This is a genomic window from Steroidobacter agaridevorans, from assembly GCF_009932555.1.
Taxonomy (GTDB): Bacteria; Pseudomonadota; Gammaproteobacteria; order Steroidobacterales; family Steroidobacteraceae; genus Steroidobacter; species Steroidobacter agaridevorans.
This window is the reverse complement of the sequence record NZ_BLJO01000008.1, coordinates 12,661-35,494: the sequence shown is the minus strand read 5'-3', so window position 1 is coordinate 35,494 and position 22,834 is coordinate 12,661. Positions and strand designations below refer to the sequence as shown.

At 62.4% G+C, this 22,834-nt stretch carries 21 protein-coding genes; 8 read left to right on the top strand and 13 right to left on the bottom strand.

Going from position 1 to position 22,834, the window contains the following annotated elements:
* Position 1: 1 nt before the first annotated feature.
* Positions 2 to 1,006, top strand: coding sequence for a DUF3187 family protein (locus tag GYH35_RS25915; RefSeq protein ID WP_161813137.1), 1,005 nt, complete (start codon positions 2 to 4; stop codon positions 1,004 to 1,006).
* Positions 1,007 to 1,011: 5 nt separating this feature from the next.
* Here the strand turns inward: GYH35_RS25915 and pap are convergent, their stop codons facing one another.
* The 4 genes from pap to glnE all read right to left on the bottom strand — a co-directional run bounded on the left by pap (position 1,012) and on the right by glnE (position 6,832).
* Positions 1,012 to 2,457 carry a polyphosphate:AMP phosphotransferase gene (gene pap, locus GYH35_RS25910; RefSeq protein WP_161813136.1) on the bottom strand — a complete coding sequence of 482 codons (1,446 nt, stop codon included), beginning with the start codon at positions 2,455 to 2,457 and terminating at the stop codon, positions 1,012 to 1,014.
* 3 nt (positions 2,458 to 2,460) lie between these two features.
* Positions 2,461 to 3,591 carry an agmatine deiminase gene (gene aguA, locus GYH35_RS25905; protein ID WP_161813135.1) on the bottom strand — a complete coding sequence of 377 codons (1,131 nt, stop codon included), beginning with the start codon at positions 3,589 to 3,591 and terminating at the stop codon, positions 2,461 to 2,463.
* Positions 3,592 to 3,706: 115 nt separating this feature from the next.
* On the bottom strand, positions 3,707 to 3,907 hold the full coding sequence (locus GYH35_RS25900) for a zinc-finger domain-containing protein (protein ID WP_116809467.1): 201 nt from the start codon (positions 3,905 to 3,907) through the stop codon (positions 3,707 to 3,709).
* Positions 3,908 to 3,940: 33 nt separating this feature from the next.
* A complete protein-coding gene (gene glnE / locus GYH35_RS25895) occupies positions 3,941 to 6,832 on the bottom strand; it encodes a bifunctional [glutamate--ammonia ligase]-adenylyl-L-tyrosine phosphorylase/[glutamate--ammonia-ligase] adenylyltransferase (protein WP_161813134.1) in 2,892 nt (963 codons plus the stop codon).
* A gap of 138 nt (positions 6,833 to 6,970) precedes the next feature.
* On the opposite strand from glnE, the gene GYH35_RS25890 reads away from it, so the two are divergent.
* From GYH35_RS25890 to GYH35_RS25875, 4 genes are all read left to right on the top strand, one after another.
* Positions 6,971 to 7,588 (top strand): energy transducer TonB, encoded by a 618-nt coding sequence (locus tag GYH35_RS25890; protein WP_202624694.1) that lies wholly within the window; start codon positions 6,971 to 6,973, stop codon positions 7,586 to 7,588.
* 286 nt (positions 7,589 to 7,874) lie between these two features.
* Positions 7,875 to 8,795: a hypothetical protein gene (locus GYH35_RS25885; protein WP_161813132.1), complete on the top strand. Its 921-nt coding sequence runs from the start codon at positions 7,875 to 7,877 to the stop codon at positions 8,793 to 8,795.
* Positions 8,796 to 8,969: 174 nt separating this feature from the next.
* Complete coding sequence (locus tag GYH35_RS25880) at positions 8,970 to 9,515, top strand: glycine zipper 2TM domain-containing protein (RefSeq protein WP_161813131.1); 546 nt, start codon at positions 8,970 to 8,972, stop codon at positions 9,513 to 9,515.
* Between the two features lie 166 nt (positions 9,516 to 9,681).
* Entirely contained in the window at positions 9,682 to 10,422 is a 741-nt protein-coding gene (locus GYH35_RS25875) for an SIR2 family NAD-dependent protein deacylase (protein ID WP_161829917.1), read from the top strand.
* Here GYH35_RS25875 and GYH35_RS25870 read toward each other — a convergent pair whose 3' ends face one another.
* The 3 genes from GYH35_RS25870 to GYH35_RS25860 form a co-directional block, all read right to left on the bottom strand.
* On the bottom strand, positions 10,423 to 11,730 hold the full coding sequence (locus tag GYH35_RS25870) for an amidohydrolase (protein ID WP_202624692.1): 1,308 nt from the start codon (positions 11,728 to 11,730) through the stop codon (positions 10,423 to 10,425).
* Positions 11,731 to 11,733: 3 nt separating this feature from the next.
* Positions 11,734 to 12,783 carry an FAD:protein FMN transferase gene (locus GYH35_RS25865; RefSeq protein ID WP_161813129.1) on the bottom strand — a complete coding sequence of 350 codons (1,050 nt, stop codon included), beginning with the start codon at positions 12,781 to 12,783 and terminating at the stop codon, positions 11,734 to 11,736.
* 182 nt (positions 12,784 to 12,965) lie between these two features.
* Entirely contained in the window at positions 12,966 to 13,235 is a 270-nt protein-coding gene (locus tag GYH35_RS25860) for a hypothetical protein (RefSeq protein ID WP_161813128.1), read from the bottom strand.
* Between the two features lie 199 nt (positions 13,236 to 13,434).
* On the opposite strand from GYH35_RS25860, the gene GYH35_RS25855 reads away from it, so the two are divergent.
* Both GYH35_RS25855 and GYH35_RS25850 read left to right on the top strand, forming a co-directional pair.
* Positions 13,435 to 14,328: a DUF4382 domain-containing protein gene (locus GYH35_RS25855; RefSeq protein ID WP_161829916.1), complete on the top strand. Its 894-nt coding sequence runs from the start codon at positions 13,435 to 13,437 to the stop codon at positions 14,326 to 14,328.
* A gap of 47 nt (positions 14,329 to 14,375) precedes the next feature.
* A complete protein-coding gene (locus GYH35_RS25850) occupies positions 14,376 to 14,843 on the top strand; it encodes an AtaL-like protein (protein ID WP_161813126.1) in 468 nt (155 codons plus the stop codon).
* On the opposite strand, the gene GYH35_RS25845 is transcribed toward GYH35_RS25850, so the two are convergent.
* Complete coding sequence (locus GYH35_RS25845; protein WP_161813125.1) at positions 14,826 to 15,698, bottom strand: YihY/virulence factor BrkB family protein; 873 nt, start codon at positions 15,696 to 15,698, stop codon at positions 14,826 to 14,828. The two genes, GYH35_RS25850 and GYH35_RS25845, sit on opposite strands and share 18 nt — an antisense overlap.
* Positions 15,699 to 15,767: 69 nt before the next feature.
* Here GYH35_RS25845 and GYH35_RS25840 point away from each other — a divergent pair, with 69 nt between their 5' ends.
* Positions 15,768 to 16,097, top strand: coding sequence for a hypothetical protein (locus GYH35_RS25840; RefSeq protein WP_202624690.1), 330 nt, complete (start codon positions 15,768 to 15,770; stop codon positions 16,095 to 16,097).
* A gap of 2 nt (positions 16,098 to 16,099) precedes the next feature.
* Here the strand turns inward: GYH35_RS25840 and GYH35_RS25835 are convergent, their stop codons facing one another.
* The 5 genes from GYH35_RS25835 to treZ form a co-directional block, all read right to left on the bottom strand.
* Complete coding sequence (locus GYH35_RS25835) at positions 16,100 to 16,579, bottom strand: pyridoxamine 5'-phosphate oxidase family protein (RefSeq protein WP_161829915.1); 480 nt, start codon at positions 16,577 to 16,579, stop codon at positions 16,100 to 16,102.
* Positions 16,546 to 16,968, bottom strand: a complete 423-nt coding sequence (locus GYH35_RS25830; RefSeq protein WP_161829914.1) for a hypothetical protein — start codon at positions 16,966 to 16,968, stop codon at positions 16,546 to 16,548. The genes GYH35_RS25835 and GYH35_RS25830 overlap by 34 nt, the downstream gene beginning before the upstream one ends.
* A gap of 175 nt (positions 16,969 to 17,143) precedes the next feature.
* Positions 17,144 to 17,899, bottom strand: a complete 756-nt coding sequence (locus GYH35_RS25825; RefSeq protein WP_161829913.1) for a DUF899 family protein — start codon at positions 17,897 to 17,899, stop codon at positions 17,144 to 17,146.
* 133 nt (positions 17,900 to 18,032) lie between these two features.
* Positions 18,033 to 20,888, bottom strand: coding sequence for a malto-oligosyltrehalose synthase (gene treY, locus GYH35_RS25820; RefSeq protein ID WP_161829912.1), 2,856 nt, complete (start codon positions 20,886 to 20,888; stop codon positions 18,033 to 18,035).
* Positions 20,885 to 22,798, bottom strand: a complete 1,914-nt coding sequence (treZ, locus tag GYH35_RS25815) for a malto-oligosyltrehalose trehalohydrolase (protein WP_161829911.1) — start codon at positions 22,796 to 22,798, stop codon at positions 20,885 to 20,887. Before treZ ends, treY begins: the two co-directional genes overlap by 4 nt.
* Positions 22,799 to 22,834 lie beyond the last annotated feature (36 nt).

Genomic DNA, 22,834 nt, shown 5'->3' with positions numbered 1-22,834 from the left:
CGTGCGGGCCGCAGCTGTCACGCTGCTGCTGATTTCGGGCAGCGTCATCGCTGACGAAGCGCCCAATGAGTTGGAAGACATCGTACTCGGCTGCCAGCGACGCGATTTCGACAAGGCCTTCGTCGTTCGCGATCAAAACCCTCTGCTGTCAGGCTTCGGGCTGCCCACAACCATGCCGGCAATTGCGCCGTACGGCCTGTCGGGCCGCCTCGATCTGTATTGGGGCACCACCGCAGTCATGCAGCAGCGTAACGACGAAGCTCTCCTCGTCGATGCCGAAACACGCGAAGCCCGCCTGACGCTGCAGGGCTCCTTCATGGACACGGGCCTCAGCTGGCAGCTGCAGCTGCCTTATCGCTACACCGGCGGCGGCAATCTCGATAGCTTCATCGATAGCTGGCATGACACCTTCGGCCTGCCGGATGGCGCGCGTTCCGCGTTGCCCCGCGATCAGATTGCCATTGCCTACACCCGCGCCGGCACGCGACAGGTGAACATCAACTCATCGGCGAGTGGTCTCGGCGACATCCAGGCCGCTGTCGGCTACGAGCTCCCCACGGCGGCGACACTCACTGCCTGGCTCACGGTCAAGCTTCCAACGGGCGACGCAGACAAACTCACCGGCAGCGGCGGGACGGATGTTTCTTTACTGCTCGCGGGTCAACGCTCGCTCAGCGACCGCTGGTCCGTCTTCGGACAGGCTGCCGCAACCTATCTTGGCGAGGGCGATCTGCTGCCGGATCGGCAACGCAGTGTCGTGTGGAGCGGCATGGCCGGTGTGGCCGTCCAGGCCTGGCGGGGCTTGTCGCTGAAAGCACAGGTCGATGCGCACACGGCCGCCTACGACAGCGATCTCGATTTCTTCAGTGACGCCGTCGTGCTGACCGTCGGCGGCGACTATCGATTCGACTCAGGCTGGCGCCTCGACCTCGGCGTCAGCGAAGATCTCGCCGTCGAGCATTCACCGGACGTTGTATTCGTAATCAACGTGAGACAAGACTGGTAATCGCCTCAGCGCTCCAGCGTCTCGCACACCGCATTCAGCACCGTGAGCCGCGCTTGTTTCTTGTCGTCCGCGGCGACGATCGTCCACTTCGCATCCTCTGCATCGGTCCGGCGAATCATTTCAGCCGCAGCGTTTTGATACGCGTCGTAATAGCGACGGTTCGCCCAATCTTCGCGATCGACTTTGAAGCGCTTCAGCGGATCTTCATCGCGCGCCTTGAAACGCTTCAGCTGTTCGTCCTTGCTCACCGATAGCCAGAACTTCGCGACCAGCAAGCCGTGCTCGGTCAGCTGCCGCTCGAACTCGACGATCTCCGCATACGCTCGTTTCCAATCCGGATCCGGCGTGAGCTCGCGCACCCGCTCCACCAGCACCCGGCCATACCAGGAGCGATCGAAAATCGTGATCGAGCCTTGCGCCGGAATGTGACGCCAGAAACGCCACAGGTAGGGATATAGCAATTCTTCCGGCGTCGGCGCCGACACCGGCACAACTTGATATTGACGCGCGTCCAACGCATGCGTGATCCGCCGGATCGCGCCGCCCTTCCCCGCCGCATCCATACCTTCGAATGCCAGCACCAGACCATGCTTGCCGAAGCGCGACTTGCGCACCAGCCGCGCCAGATGGCCCTGCAAAGTTTCGAGCTGCCGCTCGTACTCATCGTCATCGAGCGGATGCTGTGGCTGAAGCACGGTGAGCCGCGAGACCTTGGCCGGCTTCTCGCTGGGCCAGTCGCGACGCTTCTGCTCCGCCGCCTTCAATCCAGCAGCAATCTCGTCACGCAGGCGCTTGCCGACCGTCAGCAACCGATATTCCTCGTCGGTGCCGTCGACCCGATGCCACGGCGCGGACTCGTGATCGGTCGCCTTCAAACAAGCGTGCACGATCCGGTTCACTCGCTTGAAATGTTTCGCCTGCCAGCGATCTTCCTTGGTGACGCGCCAGCTCGTGAGCTTGTCGGCGCACAGCGCTTTGAGCCGCCGCTGCTGCGTTTCATGATCCGTGTGCAGATAGATCTTCACGACGCGCACGCCGTCGCGCACCAGCATGTTCTCGAGCTGGAGGATTCTTTCGACCGAGCGCTTGTCGTCCAGCCTGGACTTGCTGTCCTTGATCACGCCGCTCAGATACTCGCCATACCAGCCGGCGAAAAAGAACGTCATGCGCCCGCGCGCCGGCAACTTCCGCCAGTAGCGCCACAGGGTCGGAAACTTTCTGTCGTAGGCGGTGGGAGCCCCCAGCGCATGCACGTCGATGTGCTTGGGATCGAGCCATTCGAGCAGCTCGTTGACGGTTTCGCTGCGGCCCGCGGCCGGCGTGCCGGCGATGATGACGGCGACGGCACACGACTTCTCCGTGTGCAGCTTCAGTTGCAGATCGAGCAGCTCATCGCGCAGTGTCGGCAGACTTCGTTCGAACGCTGCCTTGCTGATGCGTGGAGCTGCCATCGATCACTTCCTCTTCGTAGCCCCGCCACGCGCCGGCTTGCGTGCCGGCACCTGCTGAGTGATGCAATGAATGTTGCCGCCGCCGAGCAGAATCTCGCGCGCCTGCACGCCGATGATCCGGCGCTCGGGAAATATCTTCTGCAACGCCCGCGTCGCGGCTGCGTCCTGCTTCGGATCGAGCAGCGGCATCACAATGCTGGAGTTGCCCATGTAGAAGTTGACGTACGAAGCCGCCAATCGTTCCCCGATCTTGCGCGAGGCCGCGCCGCTATCGGCGACATCGACATCGAGCGACTCTTCATGCGTGCGCTTCAGCGGCCCGGGCTGCTGCAGCTTGTGAACTTTCAACTTGCGGCCCTGAGCGTCGCGAGCATCCATCAACCGCTCATAGGCATCCTGCGAGACCTGATACTGCGGATCGCGCTTGTTATCGGTCCACGTCAGGATCACTTCGCCGGGGCGCGCGAAACAACAGAGATTGTCGACGTGTCCGGTGGTCTCGTCGTCGATGACGCCTTTGCCCAGCCAGATCACGCTGGTGATGCCCAGATATTCGTGCAGCAGGATTTCCAGCTGCCCCTTGTCCAGATGCGGGTTGCGATGCGGACTGAGCAGACACTCTTCGGTGGTGATCAACGTGCCTTCGCCATCCACATGGATGGCGCCGCCCTCCAGCACTAACGGCGCGCGATATCGATCGGCGCCTTCGATCTCGCAGACCTTGCGCGCGACCAGGTCATCCTGATCCCAAGGGAAATACAAACCGCCGCCGATACCGCCCCAGGCATTGAATACCCAATCGACACCGCGCAGCTCGCGGCGTTTGTTGACCACGAAGGTCGGGCCGACATCGCGCATCCAGGCATCGTCACTCGACATCTCCACGACGCGGATCGCATCGGGCAGCATGGCGCGGGCCTGCAGGTATTGGCCGCGGGAAGCGCCGACCGTGACCGGTTCGCCGGTGGCGATTGCGGTGGCAACGGCAGCGAAGGCCTTTTGCGCCGGCTTGGCGCCGAGCCGCCAGTTGCTGGGCCGCTCCGGCCACAGCATCCAGCAGCCGTCGTGCGCCTCGAATTCGGCCGGCATGTGAAAGCCATCGGCCGCCGGCGTAGTGTCCAGTGTTTTGGTCATCCGGCCATGGTAACCAAATCGCTCGGGGCCGAGCGTGAGCCAGTTTTCGATCGGGACCCCACGAACATATGGACATACCCGCAGTGGCCGATCCCGATCATGAAAAAATCACCGCTCAGCGGCTGAGCGTGTACTCAGCGCTGCAATAGGGGCACTTGGCCCAGCCGGTCTTCTCGATCGGCAGGAACACCTTGGGATGCGAATTCCACAGGTGCATGCCGGGCATCGGGCATGACAGGGGCAAGTCGGCCGCGGTCACGGTGTACTGGTTCTGGGCGTTGGGCTGGATCAGCTTGGCGGCAGGTTCAGTCGTCATAACGGCATCGGCATGGACTTCGGAGGGGGCGGATTATCGCAGATCGCCCGCCTCGCGCATGACCTCTTGCCAAACTTCCACGACACCCCGGCGCTCGGCGACGAATTCTGCGTCGTCGACCACGTTTTTGACGCCATCCAGGGCCAGCCGGTGCATGCGCTGGCGGTACTTGCGGTAGGTATCGACCAGGAAATCCACCCGCGACTGCGGCACCAGGTTGCCCGAGCCCAGGCTTTCCAGCTGCCGGATGTTGTCCGAGAACGTGACGATCTCGGGATAGCGGTCCGCCCACTCGAGCATCCAGTACTGCACCAGGAATTCCAGGTCGGCGACGCCGCCGGCATCCTGCTTCAGGTCGAATTGACCCTCCCGCGCCTTGGACAGATTTTCACGCATGCGCTCGCGCATCTTGCGGACTTCATGCTTCAGGCCGTCACGCCGGACAGCATTGCGAAGGACTTCGATGCGGGCCTGCTCGAACTGCTCGCACACCTGCGGATCGCCAGCAATCGCGCGAGCACGCAGCAGCGACTGGTGTTCCCAGGTCCAGGCTTCCTGAAACTCATACTCGCGAAACGCGGCTACCGACTGCACCAGCAGGCCTTTATTGCCGCCCGGCCGCAGCCGGGTATCGACTTCGTACAACCGGCCCGATGCTGTATGCACGGTCAACAGGTGCACGAGCCGCTGCCCGAGCCGCTGGAAGAACACCGTGTTCTCCACGGACTGCTCGCCATCGGTCCGCTGCGACTCGCCGATCGAGTCGTGCAGGAACACCAGATCCAGATCGGAGCCGTAACCCAGCTCCAAGCCGCCGAGCTTGCCGTAAGCCACGACGATCATGTGAGCCATGTGCGACTCGCCGCGCTCGTCGACGTAACGAGGCACGCCGTGCTTGGCGGTGATCTGAGCCCACGCCAGCGACAACGTTTCTTGCACGATCAGCTCGGCGATGTCGGTCAAGCGGTCGCTGACCTTCATCAACGGCAGGCCGGCTGTGAGGTCGGCAACGGCCACTCGAAACATCGCCGCGCTCTGGAACTGACGCAGAATCTCGACCTGGCGTTCCGGATCTTCGTGCTGCATGCGGCCGCGTGAGGATGCGAGGTCGGCGGCGAACTGCGCCCGCGACGGCGCTTCTTCGACAAAGCGCTCGTCGATCAGCTCATCCAACAACAGCGGCTGCGCGGCGATTTGATCTGCCAGGAATTGGCTGTGCGCGCACAGTTCGACGAGCCGTCTCAAGGCCGCGGCATTCTCGGTCAGCAACGCGAGGTACACCGTACGCCCGCCGATCATTTCGAAGATGCGCAGGACTCTGGCGAGCGTCGTAGTTGGCGCAGCGTCGGATGCGAGCATCCGGAGAATTCGCGCCAGCAGATCGCGCAACCGTCGACGGCCCGTGTCATCGAGCCGACGGTAGTAGGTGCTATTGCGCAGCTCTTCCAATCGAGCGTTGATCGGCTCGGGATCGGTCACACCGCAGTTGACCAGCATGCTGGCGCGCTCGGCTGCATCGACGTCCAGATCGAAGGTCGATTCCATCGAGGCGATCCCATCGGTGCGCTCCTGCGGACCGAAGACCGTCTGCGTGAAATAGCGCTCGACCCGTTGACGATGCGCATTGGTTTGAGCGGCGAGCTCATCCCAACTACCCACATTCATTGCGAACGCCAGTCGCTCGCGGGCGATCGGATCGTCGGGCAGCTGATGCGTCTGCTCGTCGTTCCACTGCTGCAGACGATTCTCCAGCACGCGCAGATAGGCGTACGCGGCCTCGAGATCCCGGACCGCATCCTCGCGCAACAGGCGTTGGCCAATGAGCTGCGGCAAGATCACTCGCAGTTCTTTCCCTTGCAGACGGCGATCGCTGCCACCGCGGATCAGCTGGAATGCCTGCACGATGAATTCGATTTCGCGAATGCCGCCGGGGCCGAGCTTGACGTTGTCTTTCAACTCGCGCCGCTCGACTTCGCGCGCGATCATCGCCTTCATGTCACGCAGCGATTCGAACACGCTGAAGTCGAGGTAGCGCCGATAAACGAACGGCCGCAGGACTTCGTCGTAGAGCGATGGGAACTGTTCCGTCGCCGTGAGCGCACGCGCTTTGACGTACGCGTAACGCTCCCAATCGCGACCATGCTGCTGCAGGTAGTGCTCGAACGAGGCGAAGCTGAGCGCCAGTCGGCCGCTATCTCCGAACGGCCGCAAGCGCAGGTCGACCCGATACACGAAACCATCGACCGTCGGCGTCGCCAGTTGCTGCACGATTTTCTGGCCGAGGCGCAGGAAGAACTCGGCATTGTCGATGGGTCGTGCGCCATCGGTTTCGCCATCCTCCGGATACAGCAGGATGAGATCGATGTCGGAAGAATAATTCAGCTCGCCGCCACCGAGCTTGCCCATGCCCAGAATCATCAACGGCTGAGCTTCGCCACTGTCGGCGCCGCGGGGCGTGCCATAGCGTGCCACCAGCGCCGCATACATGCGCCGGCAGACGAGATCGATACATACATTGGCCAGCGTCGACAGATCGCGCAACGTTTCGTCGAGCGTCGCCCAACCTGCGATATCACGCCACGCGATTCGCACCATGTGCCGCCTGCGAAAGCGGCGCAGTGACTCCATCAGGTCGGCTTCTGCGTCCCCACGCACGCGCGCTTCTGCTTCTTGCGCCAGCCAGTCATCGGGCGCGAGCGAGAACAGATTGCCGTCGGCGGTGAGATCGGCCAACAACGCAGGCGAGCGAAGGCAGCTGGTCGCCACGAACTCACTGCAGGTCCACACGCGTGGCAATGACTCGGCGACGCGTGCGTCCTCGAGGATCGATTGCCAGACCTCTGGATTGTCTTCGCGCGCCGCGGCCAAGCGCTTTTCACTGTCAGCGAGCAGGCCACGGGCGGTGTCGGAAATGGATGCCGTCATGACGCCAAGTGTACGGAACTTTTTCGGGTTGCCGCCAACTCGCGACAGTTCCAGCGAATCGCCGGTTGAACCGTTGCGTCATTCCGCCCGTTTATAAGCAGGAGCGCGGGTCATGCCTGCGCACAAATGGAGGTAAGAATGTACGCACCCGGTACTGCGAATAACCAGAGCTTCTTGTCTCGCGGCGGCCCGGCGATGGCCGTCATCGGTATTCACATCCTCATCATTTACGGTCTGGCCGCGACCATGGGCGTGGTCAAGGTGCCGCAGTTCGCAGCGCCGATCGAAGCCGTGTTCATTCCGGAGCAGACCCAGGACGAGCCCGATCCGCCGGTGCCGGTGAAGCCCGAGATCGATCAGGTGATGCCGACCGAGACGCCGATGCCCGAGGTCCAGTTCGACGAGCCTGTCGTGCCTCCAACGGACGTAGTGACGCCGCCTTCGGAGAATGCGATCGCTGCGACGACGGCCGGCGCGGTGGCGCAGGATCTCAAGACCAGCAATCGCGTCGAGCCAACCTATCCGTCAGCATCGCGACGCGCGGGTGAGGAAGGCACGGTGCGCCTGAAGGTGCTGGTCGACGAGAAAGGCCGTCCGAAGGACGTAGCCGTCGCCACCAGCAGCGGCTTTGCGCGACTCGACCAGGCCGCGATGGAGGCCGTTCGTAAATGGCGGTTCGTGGCCGCGACCGATGGCGCCCATCCGATTAGCGCCTGGACGCAGGTCGCCATCACCTTCCGCCTGACCAGCGCGTAAGCGTCGGTCCATTCAGATAGCCGTTCCTCCCGGCCGGGCGCTTGCCCGGCCTTTTTTTTATCGTTGTTCTTAGGAGCAATTCTCGGTTTCCCACACGAGAGTTTGAGGCGCGTCACGCCTTCGGCGAACTCGTCGCCCTAGGCTCGGTCGCAAGGAGAGTTGACCGTAACTGTCCCCGTCCGCAGACAACGGACAGGCCAAGGCGATCAGGTGCTTCAGGGCTCGCCCTAAAGCTTAACCCCGCCTGGCATGCGAACTTCTCAAGCATCCGAGCCACGGGGTGACCATGCGCGCGAAACTTGCCTCTCTGCCCTCTGCCAGCAACTCTCGCAAGAGCGCGCTGAAGATCGCGCTGATGACAGGTGCATTGGCCGCGCTGGCATTGATGGACCACCAGAGCGCGCATGCCGATGCGGCTCTCTGCGGCAAAGGCAGCGCGTGCGCGCCGGACCTCTCCTCGCCGGCCGAGAACCAGCATTTCTTCCGCTTCTCCATGGCGCACGACCAGGGCGCTCAGCACGATTCGCTGCGCCGGAGTGAAGTGACCTCGAAGGATTTCGCTTCGTTCAGCGGTGTCGGCGTGATTTCCTGCATGGTCGATGGCAAGCAGCGCACGTCCACCGCGTTCCTGGTCGGTGCGTTCGACATCGGCGTCACCGTCGCCCACACGTTCCAGAAGAGCGCGACCGGCGCAGAGCCTTCCGACTGCACTTACAACAGCATCGATTCGCTGGGCCAGGTGCGCGAGCGCATTCCGGTTTCGTATGTGAAGTCGCAGTGGGATGAAGCCGGCGCTGCCGGTCAGATCAGCAAGGACTTCGCCGTCGTACGCCTGAGCCAGCCGTCGCGATATGCCCAACGGACCATGCCGCTCGGTCGCTTCTCGGGCGCCGCTGCGTCGGTCGTGATGGTGGGTTACAAGAGCGACATCGACGCCGACAGCGTCAAGCGCAAGGCTCGCGGCACGGTGTATGAGCGTCGCGCCAACGGCATCGTCAATTCGAGCGCGGGCGGCTTCACGCACGATCTGGATTCCCGCGACATCGCTCCCGGTGCGCCGCTGATGGATGAGTCGACTGGAGTCATCATCGGCATGCATGCGCAGTCGGCTCGCAACACCATGATCACCATGAACGACTGGCTCGAAACCACGATCAAGGGCGAGATGCAACAACAGCAGCAGCGCGAAGCGCGCGCCGCCAACTAGAATTCAAGCAATCCTTTTTCACGGGCGCCGCGAAGAATTTTCCGGCGCCCTTTTTCTTTGTGTCGGCGCCGACTGACGCAAGATGGCGACGGGAACCGTCCCTGGGCGGGTTTCGTTTAATCTTTGTCCTACATGCTGCGCGTAATTGTCGGCGCGGCAAAACAGGAGAACTGGATGAACAAGTCGTTGGTGACCGGTTTGGTGATCGGCGCAGCGGTAGTTACGGCGGGTGCGGCGGTTGCCAATCTGGATGTCTTCGATCGCAGCCCCAAGTTTGCAGAGGTGCTGAAGGTCGACGCCGTGAAGGAAACGACCCGCACGCCGCGGGAAGTGTGTAGCGATCACATCGTGACGCATCAGGCGCCCGTCAAGGACGAGAAGCGCATTGCCGGAACCGTGATCGGCGCTGTCGTGGGCGGCGTGCTTGGCAATCAAATCGGCGATGGCCGCGGCCAGAAGATCGCGACCGCCGCAGGCGCCGCGGCAGGCGGCTACGCTGGAAACAAAGTTCAGCAGCGCATGCAGAACGGCAACACGTATACGACGACGGAACAGCGTTGCGAAACCGTGTATGACAGCAACGAGAAAATCGTCGGCTACGATGTGCGCTATCGACTCGGCGATCAGGAAGACACCGTGCGTATGGACCGCGATCCGGGCCCGCAGATTCCGGTAGTCGACGGCCAATTGCAGCTGGCGCAGAGCCCAGCTCACAACTGATCGCGACGGAACGGACCGCGGCGTTCGGCCGTTTATGAATGCCGGAGCCGGTAAAACGGCTGCGGTAGGTTGGCGGTAGGCGCGATGGGCGGTACGTGAGAGTATAAAGAGGAGACCCCTTCCTCCCACCTCTTAACTGATCGTCCTCCGTCCACCGCTGACCCTTATGACTGACTTCAGCGATCTGCTCCGCGCCAGCCGGCGCGTGCTCATCTTCAGTGGCGCAGGTATCAGCACCGAGTCCGGCATCCCGGATTTCCGCAGCCCTGGCGGCATCTGGAGCAAAATCCAGCCTATTTATTTCCAGGAATTCGTCGCGTCTGAACATACACGCCGCGAAGCATGGCGACGTCGTTTCAGCAATGCGGATGGCTGGGTCGGCGCGAAGCCGAATCGCGGCCATTTCGCCGTGGCGGAGTTGATTCGCTCCGGGCGTGCCAGTGTCGTCGTCACTCAGAATGTCGACAACCTGCATCAGGTATCGGGCGTCCCTGAAGAGAAAGTCATCGAGCTGCACGGCAACTCGACTTACGCGAAATGTTTGAAATGCCAGAGCCGTGTCGAGCTCGACGAGTTGCAACGTGAGTTCGAGGCGACCAACACCGTCGGCCCCTGCAAACGCTGCGGCGGCATCCTCAAAACCGCCACCATTTCTTTCGGCCAGCAAATGCCCGAGCTGCCCATGCGGCGCACTCAGGAAGAAACGCTCGCGTGCGATTTGTTTCTAGTGCTCGGCTCGTCGCTGTCCGTTTTTCCGGCCGCCGACTTCCCTGCGCGCGCCAAGCAAAACGGCGCGAAGCTCGTGATCGTCAACCGCGACCCGACGCCGCTGGATGAGATCGCCGACCTCGTCATCCATGACGGGATCGGCGATACGATGGAAGCGGCGCTGGCGCGCTTGAGCTAGTTACTTCGCACCCTGCAGATAATCGACCGCTACCGAGGCCAAAGCGCGCGTTGCGAACGCGATGCCGGGCTCGTCGATATAGAACAGCGGTGAGTGATTGCTCGGAGCCGCGTTTGCATCCTGGCCGGGCGGCGTCACACCGACGTAGAAGAACAGGCTGGGGATGAGGTCCGCGTAGTACGCGAAATCTTCGGACCCGGTGATCAAGGGCAGCGTGACAACCTTGTCCTCGCCCGCGACACGCTTCAGCGACGGCAGCGACCGCTGCGTCAGCTGAGGGTTGTTCATGACTACCGGATTGTTGCCCGGGTTGAACATGACCTTCGCCTGCGCGCCGGTGGACTCCGCGATGTTGGTCGCCGTGACGTCGATGCGCTTCATGATGTCGGCGCGCATGTCCTTATCGAACGTGCGCAGCGTGCCGAACATTTCGACCTTGTCGGGGATGATGTTGTGACGAACGCCGCCATCGAACTTGCCGATGGTCACGACCGCCGGCAGCTCGGTGATGTCGATCTGGCGGCTGACGATGGTCTGCAATCCCATCACGATCTGCGAGCCCGCGACGATCGGATCCACGCCCGACCACGGGCGCGAGCCGTGCGACTGCCGGCCCTGCACTTCGATGCGGAATGAATCCGACGCCGCCATGAACGGCCCGGAGCGATACCCGATGATCCCGCTGTTGAGCGTCGATGTGACATGCAGGCCGAACACGGCTTCCGGCTTCACTTCATTGAACACACCGTCCTTGATCATCAACGAAGCGCCGCCCTGCTCGCCCTCGGGCGCGCCCTCTTCGGCCGGCTGGAATATGAACAGCACCGTGCCGGGCAGATCCTGTTTCATGCCCACCAGCATCTCGGCGATGCCCATCAGGTTCGCGACATGCGAGTCATGACCGCAGGCATGCATGACGCCGACTTTCTTGCCCAGATACTCGGTCGTCACCGTCGACTTGAACGGCACATCGACCTGTTCGGTGACCGGCAACGCATCCATATCGGCGCGTAACGCAATCACCGGCCCCGGCTTGCCGCCCTTCAGCACGGCAGTGACACCGGTGCGGGCAATGCCGGTGCGCACCGGCAGACCCAGCTTCTTCAAATGATCCGCGACCAGCTTCGACGTGCGCGTCTCGCGATTGCTCAGCTCGGGATGCTGATGAATATCCCGACGCCAGCCGATGACCTTCGCTTCCACCTTGCCGGCAGCGGCATCGATCTGCGCTCCCGAAATCTGCGCGTCGGCGGTGGCCGCGCCGAACATCGCCGTCATGGCCAGGCTGGTCGGAATCATCCACTTCATGATTTATTTCCTGCTGCTGGGTTTATCAGATGAAAGGTAAGCGTCGAACTGTGGCGTCGTCACCGAACGCAACTCAGTGCCTTGCACATCGATGAACATCACGGGCATGCCGCGCTTCAGGGCCAGCTCACGTCCGGCATCGGCGCCGAGCACGTTGAGCGCCGTCGCCCAGGCATCGACATCCATCGTCGTCGAGCCGACCACCACTACCGATGCGAGACTGTGCTCGACAGGCCGTCCGGTACGCGGGTCGATGGTGTGCGAGTAGCGGCGTCCCTCGCGATCGAAGTAGTGACGATACTCTCCCGAAGTCGTCACCGATGCATTATCCAAAGTTACGATGGCGTACGGCTCGGGTTCCGCGTCGATAGGACGCTCGACCGCGATTCGCCAGGCCTCACCTCGAGCATTCCGGCCCTGCCCACGCACTTCACCGCCGAGATCGATCATGAAATCGCTCAAGTGCAGGCCTTGAAAGCGCTCGGCGATGAGATCGACCGCATATCCCGGCGCGATGCCGTTGAGATCGACCTGCACGCTCGCATCGGACTTCCGAAGCGCGGGTGGCTGCAAGCGCGCCTCGAGTTTCTGATAACCCGCGCGCGCTCGCAGCTCGGCGAGCTTTGCTTCATCGGGCAGATCGATGGGCTCGCCCTCCGCCCCGAAGCCCCATGCGGCGACCAGCGGCCCGACCGTTACGTCGAACGCGCCGCCGGAGTCGCGGCTGACCTGGAGCGCACGATCGACCACGATGGCGAGATCGGCGGAGACCTCGACCCAGTCGGTCGACGGCGAGGCATTGAACCGGGAGATCTCCGAGTCGGCGCGATAGCCCGACATGCTGCGATCGATGCGATCGAGCACCTGATCGACAGCGGACCGCAACGCATGGGCATCGACATCAGCGGGCGCGGACGCGACTTTGATGGAGTAGGTCGTCCCCATGGTCGGCCCGGAGATGGCCAGTTCCTGGGGCGCGCGTGCGCATCCACCGATGACAGGCGCGAGCGCCAGCGCCAACAGCCCCACGAACGCCCGATTCGCTCCAACCACAAGCTGCCCCAACGATGCACGAGCAGCGGATGGTAACTGAGCTGAACGGGATACATTCAGGAGAAGCCGCGACTGGCTGCAACGAGCGTCCGAGCGGGAGGAGAACGGAGCGCACGCTAATGCGGTGGCATGCAACCAGCCGCGGCTTCAAACCGGTGAAAGCTTCAGCGGCGGATCGATTCTCAGCGGGGGCAGGCTTCGCGCCCATTGACCATAAGGTCAGCGGCAGGCGGTTCGGCTTCGACGACGATGGCGTTCGTCTCGGTGTGCGGGCTCACTTCGGCGCAATCGGCGGCGCCGGGCGTCGCGAGCGGCTGAACGGCGGCGGGCGGCGGCACGGGCGCCGGGGCCTCTTCCATTGCGGAACGGTTGAGCATCGCCGCGAGCAGAAAACTGCCGCAGATCATCAGCCCGCCGACGACGACACCACGTTCCACGATGACTTCCTCCATCCGTGGCGCAGAGTATTGGCGGGTGCACTGGCTGTGATGTGTCCTTTCGGGCAGCCGGACCGCTTGGCCGAGACGTTTGCGGGAAGCCACAATCACCAAGGATGCCGGCGGGAACTTTCTTCCGTACGATCGTGACCAAGAGCGGGACTCCTGCATCAGAATCAGGGATGCTTACGGGCAAGGATCGATGGTGCGCTTCATGGCTTTTATGCAACGTTCAGCTTCCCCGCAGTTCAGCTTGGCCCGTGGCGGCATCGCTCGCCTGGGCGTGCTCGGTTTACTGGCCCTGCTGGCCGGCTGCGAAGGCGAGGTCACCATGGACCTGGGCACCGAGCTGCCCGCCGATCCGAACATCACCCAGGTGGTCGCCGACATCCGCGGGCTGGAATTCACCAAAAGCGGCGGCGGCACCGAGACGATGGAGTTCAGGGGCAGCGAGCAAGTCGACCTGATCGATCTCGCCGACGACAACGGCGTGCTCCGGCTGTTCACCAGCGAGCAGCTCTCCGAGGGGACTTACACCGGGGTGCGCTTGCTGTTCGACGAAGATCGGGCCGACGACGCCTTCGTCAGCACCTTCGCCGGCACGCAGTTTCCGTTGAACCTCGCCGACAGCGCCCCTGCATCGTTGAGCTTCCAAATCGAGGACAACGAGAGCAGCAGCGAATCGTTCACGCTGTTGCTGGACCTGCGCAAGTCGCTCAGCTTCGACGAAGACACCGATGAGTACACGCTCACCCCGACGCTGCGCGCCGTCGAATCGAGCGAGATGAGCCGCATCGAAGGCAACGTGAGTGTCACCTGCCTGTCCGGCACCCTGGAGCGCGGCGCTGTCTATCTGTTCCAGAATTCAGATGTCACCCCCGACGACATCGACGGCGCCGGCGTCGAGCCGTTCGCCACCTCGCCCATTTTCACTGTGGGAGGCGGGTTCGTTTACGCATTGCGATATCTGCCGGCGGGCAGTTACACGATGGCGGTCACCTGCATCGGCAACGACGACGAGCCGTTGACCGACGAGGACCTGCTGTTCCGCAATGTCGTCAACGTGGATGTCGATGACGGCGAAACCATCACGCGCAATCTGCCCTGATCGCGCCCTTGAACGAATCGACGGCGGCCGTCACTCTAGCGGTCGCCATGAGCACCCTGCATCACGAGCACATTGTCCGGATCAACGATCCCGACAACCTCGTGAGCCCGTGGTTGACGCGCGAACAGCTGTGGCGCGGCCTGCATCACACCGTCGTCGCGCCCCAAACGGTCGACGAATCCATCGACACCGCCAATGTATGTGAGATCGCCCCGGGCCGGTTGCGCCGTGAAATCCACCGTGGCCCGCATTGCCTGGCCGATGAAGTCGAGCTGGCTCCGGGAGATTCCGTGATCATCCGTGCCGACTGCAAGGGCTCGTTCGCCGGCAGCACCTTGACCATCCGCATCGAAGAGCCCGCGCCGGAAGCGCTGTTCGTTCGCTTCACTTATGAGATCCAGGGGCTGGAAGCCGTGCGCGATGAGGAAGAAGATCAGGCGCGCCGCTCGGCCTATCAGGCCTCCGACATCGAAAGGATCCGGCAGGCCCGCAGATTCTCAGCGTTCCTTCACTGACTCAGCATCCGGCCGCTTCTCTTCTTTCACGCCGCCCGCACAGGCGGTGAACTCCGCGCCCAATAGAAATATCTGCGCCGAGTAGTACAGCCACAGCAACATTGCGGCGAACGATGCCGCCGCACCGAACGCGGACGGCTGCGTCGAGTTCGCCAGATACAACCCGATCAGCCAGCGCCCGAGATGAAACAACAAGGCAGTGACCACTGCGCCGATCAGCACCGGACGCCAGGGCAGCCGCTTCGAGGGCAGATAGCGATAGATGATCGCGATCAGCCCCGCCACCAGCGACAGTGAAATCACGAAATCGAGCAAGGCCGCCACCACCACGAGCTCCGTGAAACGCGCGGCGATGATGGAACGTAACGCCGCGAGCGCGGACGTTACCGACAACGAAACCAGCAACAGGAACCCCACCGCCAGGATCACGCCGAACGAAAGGATCCGCACCCTCAACCAGCCCCAGACGCCCGTCGGCGCAAGCGCCTGCGCATGCCAGATGTTGTCGAGTGCTTCCTCGAGCGCGGCGAAGACGGTCGTGGCGCCCACGATCAAGCTGACGATGCTGACCGCGGCCGCCGCGAGTCCTTCAGACTCCTGCGACTGTTTCATCGCCTCCAGCAGGACCGCGGCGGTGGCGCGTCCGAACAGTTGCGTCAACGTGTCACTTAGTTGCCCGTAAGCAGCCTCCGCGCCTACGATCCAGCCAGCGACGGTGAGCAGGATGATCAGCAACGGGGCCAGCGAGAAGGCGCAGTAGAACGCGAGCGCCGCGCCGGCTGCCGAGGACCGATCCGTGACCCAGCTGGTCACCGCGCACTTGGCCAAGTTCCAGATTTTTGCCGCCACGTTCATCCGCCGTCGCTCCTGTCCATAGGCTCGAACGCACGGCCCGACCCGAAGGATTCCAGGGGGACGACAGCAATGAGCAGCATCCTGCGTGAATGGCGAGGCGTGATCCGCCGCGAGCACCGCGATGAATATGTGAACTATATAAAAGGCACAGGCCTGGACGATTACCGGGCCACGCCGGGCAATCGCGGCGCCGCCATCGCCGTGCGCGATCTGGACGATAAACGCACCGAAGTAATTACGCTGAGCTGGTGGGATTCACTCGAATCGATCCGCGCGTTCGCCGGCGACGACATCGAACTGGCCCGCTATTACCCGTTGGACGACAAATATCTATTGGAACGGCCCCGGACAGTGCAGCACTACGAATGCCATGGGGATGCAGCGCCGGGGCGCGGTTGAACTTACATAGTCAGCTTGCGGTTATCGCCTAAGTGAGTGCGCTTGCCGGTAACCGCAGCCTTGGCGACGCCGAACAAATAGGCCGCCTTGCCTGCTGACGTCCAATACTCGGCCCGCTCGACGTGCACACGTAACAGTGCGAGCTTCGGATCGTCCGGACCGTCCGGAAACCAGGGCTTGGCGAACGGCGTCCACAGCTCGTGGATGCGCCGACGATCGTTGACGACGTCCGCTGTGCCCGATGCGGCGACGTATGCATCCTTGGCCGTATCGGCAAACGCCACACTCGCGCGCACGTCGTGCATGACTTCATCGACCTTGGCCGAATCGATCGCGGTATAGAACCACAACTGACCATCATTCTCGTACGCCAATGACGCCAGCGGCCGCGTGTGCAACGTTCCATCCGGCTCCACGGTGGTCACCATGGCGACGCGGATATCTTTGATCAGCTCACCCAATTTCTCGAACTCGGCTTGCATGAATACTCTCCTGTGCGCGCATCATCCAAGCAATCGCGCACCATCAGCCAAGGTTCCGAGCCATCCGATCGCCGCGCGCCCCCGTCATCGAGTTCACCACAGTTGCTCCGTCGCGAGCTGACCCAGTAAGTGGCGCGCTGCTCGCGCACCTGATTCGGCGGCGCCACCGCAGCTTGCTCCAGTTCCGCGACTCGCGCGCGGACCTTCTCCAACCGGCCAACAGATTCATTCACCAGGCGCGCAATCACCAGCGCCACGTCGGCGTGCATCGATGAGTCATCGTCGTCCGAATACAGCAGCACGTCGTTCAAACATCGGACCATGGCATGCACCTGCATGAGCTCGATGCGCTCGTGCTCGATCAGCTCGGACAAGGCTGTGTGAGACATGAGATCCTCCTGCGGTGGGTCGGGCTCGAGTCGGATGAGCCGATCATACGCAGGCCCTTGGAGGCTGTATATATAAACAGACCCGTTTGTACGCTGCCGCGATCTGATTTTTTTGGTCGCGTTGCGCGCGCTGACGCGCGGCGTATGCCGCGCAGACGAACGCGCGCGGCGATTCTCAGGGCGTGCCGAGATCGTCGGAGTGGCCGGCGCGAACGCGGGGCCATTGAACGATCGGGCGCCCGTCGATCCGGTACGGATTGTTGTTCTCGTCATCCTTCCACGCTTGCGGCCAGCCCTCAGGCGAATCTTCCCACCATTCCTGGCGCCCATAGACCGTCAGGTCCATCAACGAATAATTGTTGCCCACCACCTCGACGCCGCGACCCGTCGTCCAGTACGTCTCGAACACCTTCGATCCTAGTCGCAGATAGCAGATGAGGTACATCCTGTGCGCACGCCGACCGGCCAGGAGCGCGTCGAGCGATTTCCCTTGCACCGAGTACCAGGGCAACTCCCAGCCCATGAACTTGCGATAGCGTGCACTCGCTTCATAGGGCCCTTGGCAGAACGTCGCATAAGTTATATCGCGCGACTGCAGAAAGGACACCTCGCGCACCTGTGCCGTGTAGAGCGCGCAGCCCTCGCATTGATCTGCGGCAGAATACCCGTGATGCCACATGAAGTAGTAAGCGATCAGCATTCGGCGACCTTCGAACGCGTCCAGCAGCGTCACTTCGCCTCGATCTGAGATCAGCGGCGTGCTGCCGTCGACTTCGACCATGGGTAACCGTCGGCGGGCGGCGGCAATCGCATCCCCCGCCTTCTTGTGCTGCTTCTCGCGAATTCGCAGGGAATCGATTTGCGACTGAAAAGTCCGGCGATCAGCTACGGAAGGTATCTTTCCCGACGCAGTTGCAGACGTTTCTTTCATGGCGACCTCCAGCTATCGGCGCACTTGTGAAACCACGCTGTCATTCTAAGTCCCGAGCCTGCGCACGAAGGAGTAACAAGCTGGTCGCGATCGTGCGCGTGTTGCGTTGAGACGTGAGCAGATCACGGACGGTTCATGAAGCCTTCAGCACCGCAAGCGGGAGCGCGGAAAGAACATCGGCGAGACGAAGTGAGCCATCCTCGGCGGTCGCGCGCGCGGGCTGCGACGTGAGCACGTCGTGCAATTCTCCGGCGTCGGCATTGCCAAGCAAGACTCTCGTATCAGCCCAGATCTCGCCGATAGGCAGTCGCATTTCGCCAGCCATGAGCCGCGCCGACCACCGCGGAACGATGACTACGCAGGTGCGACCTTCATGCGCTCGCGCGAAAGCGAAGACATGATCTTTCTTCTCGCCCTCGACCTGCAGCGGCTGATAGCTGCCCAGAGCGAATAGCGCGGCGTCAGCAGCACGGAATTGCAGGAGTTTCGCAGTCACATAGAGCTTTGCTTGCGCACCGTGCGATTCTTCAAACAGCGCGTGCACTTCTGAAACACTGGCCAGCGAATCCAACCGCGCGGAAGCCGCCTCGAAGTCGACAGGCGCTCGATTGTCCGGATCGACGAGAGTGAACGCCGGCAGCTCCGTGCCCTGATAGAAATCCGGAACGCCGGGCGAAGTAATCTTCAACACCGTCGTCACCAGCGAATTGATCCGCCCGAAGAACGCGATCGTGCCGACGAACGAAGTGAAGTCGCGCAGGAAGGCATTGCGCTCGGGATTGCTCAGCAGCTGCGCGATGAAGTCGTTCACCGCCGCTTCGTAATCGGCGTTGGGATTGATCCACGACGTCGAGCGCTTGGCCTCGCGCCCCGCCTTGGTCATGTACGCCTGCAATCGCTCGATCAATTGCTCGGTCGGCAGCTCAGGCGACCAAAGCCCCGCGAGCGTCTGATACAGCAGATACTCATCCTCACGGTCCGGCGCCGGCGCGTCGTCCACCTGGCGTCGTTTGTTTCGATTCAGCTGCGACCAGCGCGACAGATGCTGCTTCCACAGATCCGGCAGCTCGCTCAGCACGGCGATACGAGCGCGCACGTCCTCGCTTCGCTTCGTGTCGTGGGTCGAAGTGGCCAGCATCGAATGCGGCCACAGCCGAGCGCGCTCGAGGTTGGCTTGATGCAAGGCCGTTGAGGACACGCCGAAGCGGCTCGGGTCGCCGCCCACCTCATTGAGGCAGATCAGGCGATTGAAACGATAGAATGCCGTGTCCTCCACGCCCTTGGCGGTCACCGGTGCGGTCACCTGCTGGAACTTCATGGCGAACTCGAGCATGGCCTGACTATGCGATGACAACCGCAAGTCCGCAGCCGTGCCTAACAGCACGTCACGGAGAAAATCGAACACACTCACTTCAGCGCCCGCGCTTCGCCGCCGCGCCAGACCGGTCGCCCAATGAATGATCCTTTGGTCTTCCTCGCCGAGGCCGCGAGCGGATATATAGGTGCGATACACCGGAAAGCACGCGATCACTTCTCTGATCGCCTCGCGTAAGGCAGCCCGAGTGAAGTCCGATGTGTGCCGATTCAGGTGCGCGATACGATCCAACTGAGTCGCGAGCACTTCGACTTCTGCGGCCAGCGACGAGCGCATCACCAGGCGCTTGCTCTCGTACGCGATGGCTTCGAACGACGCCTCGTTCTCGGTAAAGGTCCGATAGCGGCGCGTCATGCGCGTTTCTTCGTCACCGCATACCAGCCACGTCGTCTGCAACGCCGCGTAGTCATAGCCGGTCGTGCCATGGACCCGCCACGACTCGGGCAAACGTTCGTGCGCCGCCAGGATCTTCTCCGTGACCACATACAGCGGGCGGCGTTCCGGTCCGCCGCCGAAGCGTTCCTGCAGGCGCAGGAAATATTCTTCGGGATCGTACAGACCGTCGGAGTGATCGATACGCAGGCCATCGATGCTGCCTGCATCGATCAGGTCGAAGATCAGATGATGGGTCGCGTCGAACACGCTGCGCTCGTTCATGCGCAGCGCCGCCAGATCGTTTACGTCAAAGAAGCGACGATAGTTGATCTCGTCGACGGCGACTCGCCAGTAGGACAAGCGGTAAGCCTGCGCCTCCAGCAGCGCATCGAGGGCATCGAAGCTTTCCGTCTGTCCGGGCGTGCCGTTGATTCGAGTCACGCTCTCGTTGATGTGACGCAGGACTTCGGGGCCGCGCTCGATCAAGCGAGCCAGGCGTCGTTTGTGGGCTTCCTTGTCCCGATGGCGCACCGCCACCGCGTCCGCGGACGTATCGTCACGCGGCGGAAGATTGCTGAAGCTATTGAGCAAGCTCTCGAAGTCGGCGCGGTGCGCGTCGTCTGGCGGCAGCAGTTCTTCTGGAATGGGCTGTGAGAAAACTCTTGGATACTCACGCGGATCGATCGGCAAGCGGTGATCGTAATAGCGCACTGAGAAGCTGCCGGCCGCGGCGTCGAACTCGATCTGTAACTCGCCGCGCTCGAGCACCATGCCATAAGCGTCGCCCAGGATCGGCACGAGGATGCGATCGCGCATCGAGCTCCGGTTCGGCCGCCAATCGATGTCGAAGTGATATGCATAGCGCGCCGCGGGCCCGTTCTCCAGGACATCCAGCCACCACACGTTGTCGTTGCCCATGACGCCGAGATGATTGGGCACGATATCGACGATCAGCCCCAGTCCGTGCTCGTGCAGTTTCTGCACGAGCCGATCGAAATCTTCGCGCGTGCCGAGCTCGGGATTGAGCTGCGAATGATCGACCACGTCGTAGCCATGCATGCTGCCAGGCCGCGCCTTCAGGATCGGCGACGCGTAGACGTGACTGATGCCGAGTCGCGCCAGATAGGGGACAATTTGTGAAGCGTCGTTGAAGGTGAATTGATGGTTGAACTGGAGTCGATACGTGGCGCGGGGAATGTTGAAGCGCGCGCCCGGTTCGGTTGGCACCAGTGAGCTCATGACGCTCCCAGCGACAGTCTGACTTCCCAGGGGTGTAGTTCCTCATGGCGTGCCGATGCGCCAGCGGTTGAATACCAGAGATCGAGGGCTCGTGATACCGGAAGACCCACCCCCTGCCCCCTCCCGTGGACGGGAGGGGGAATGGTGTTTTTTATTTTCTCCTGCGGAGGGCCAAGATCCGGTTGAAGGCCAAGATCCTGCTGAAGACCAAGAGCCGGCGCGGGATCGTTGCCGAAGTTTGCTTGCATCACTAAAGCGCGGCCGCGGCTCAGAGGCCACCACACGGCGAGAACGGGACCGCTCGTCTTGTATCGAGCGGCGCCAGGAACAATCTCCGGAATCAGCGGCACAACCTTCTCAGCGCGCACCGCCAGCAATTCCTGTGTGTACGCCAGCCATTCGCGATGCCTCGCCTCGGCTCGATCGTCGCCATCGAGTTGGCTCGCCAGATAAGTCTGCTCGGCGTTGGGATCGGGAATATGCTCGCGGCGATGCTCATCCGCGAACGCACCGAACGATGCGAATTCGTTGCGCCGGCCTTCGCTGATCGCCTTCGCCAGATCGCCGTGATAGTCACAAAAGTACAGGAACGGCTGCACCGCCCCGTATTCCTCTCCCATGAACAGCATCGGAATCTGCGGAGCCAGCAGAAGAACCGCCACTCCGGCGCGTAATTTCTCTGGTGGCGCGAGCTGTGTCAGTCGCTCGCCGAAAGCGCGATTGCCGATCTGATCGTGGTTCTGGATGAAATTCACAAACGCGGTGGGCGGCAGCGAGGCGCTGCGCTCGCCGCGTGCATGCCCCTCGGTCTGGTAGACCTCGCCTTGATAAGCAAACCCCTCGGCGAGCACTCGACCCAGATGTTCGATGGGCCGATCGGCATAGTTGCGATAGTAGCCGTCGTGCTCGCCGCTCAGCAGGATGTGCATCGGATGATGAAAGTCGTCATTCCACTGCGCCACCATCGAACGATCTTTCCGGCCGAGCCGGCGCGCCTCGTTGTGATGATTCTCCAATACGACATGCACGTGCCGCTCGCTGCCTGGCCCGCGCTGCACGCTGTCGACCAACTCGTCGATGAAATGAGTGTCGCCCTCGTCGAACATGGCGTGCACGGCGTCGACCCGCAGCCCGTCGAAGCGGTATTCGTTCAACCAGTACAACGCATTCTGGATGAAGAACTGCCGTACGACGGGATGAGTGAAATTGATGGCGCTGCCCCACGGCGTGTGATGCGCCGACGTGAAGAAATCCTCGGCGTAACGATGCAGATAATTTCCTTCGGGCCCGAAATGGTTGTAGACCACATCGATCAGCACCATCAACCCGCGCTCGTGGGCCGCCTGCACGAAATGTTTCAACTCGTCCGGTCGGCCGTAGTTCGGCTGCGGCGCGTACAACAACACGCCGTCGTAACCCCAGCCGCGCCGCCCCGGAAACGTGTTCAGCGGCAACAGCTCGATGGCCGTGATACCGATCCGGGCGAGATCGTCGAGGCGCTCGATTGCCGCCCGGTAGGTGCCCTCCCGAGTGAACGCGCCAACGTGCAATTCATACAACACGGCCTCGTGCCAGGGCCGGCCTTGCCAGCGCAGATCGCGCCATTGAAATGAGTGGGGATCGAGAATTTCGCCGGGGCCGGTCACGCCCTCGGGCTGGAAGCGCGAAGCGGGATCGGGCACATCGAGCTCATCGTCGATGCGGAATCGATAGCGGTCGCCAGCGCCGACGCCGCGCACCAATGTTTCAAACCAGCCGTCACCCGCCGCTGTGAATGGTTGCCGCCACGCCGGGCCTTTCTTGGGTTCCAGCAGCAGGTCGACCCGCCGGGCGCCGGGAGCCCAGAAACGAAACGTCGTGCCATCGGTGCCGGGCTGGGGGCCGAAGTTAAATGAGACGGATCGGCTCACAACAGCACCCCATCGCGCTTACCCACCCTCCGTTGG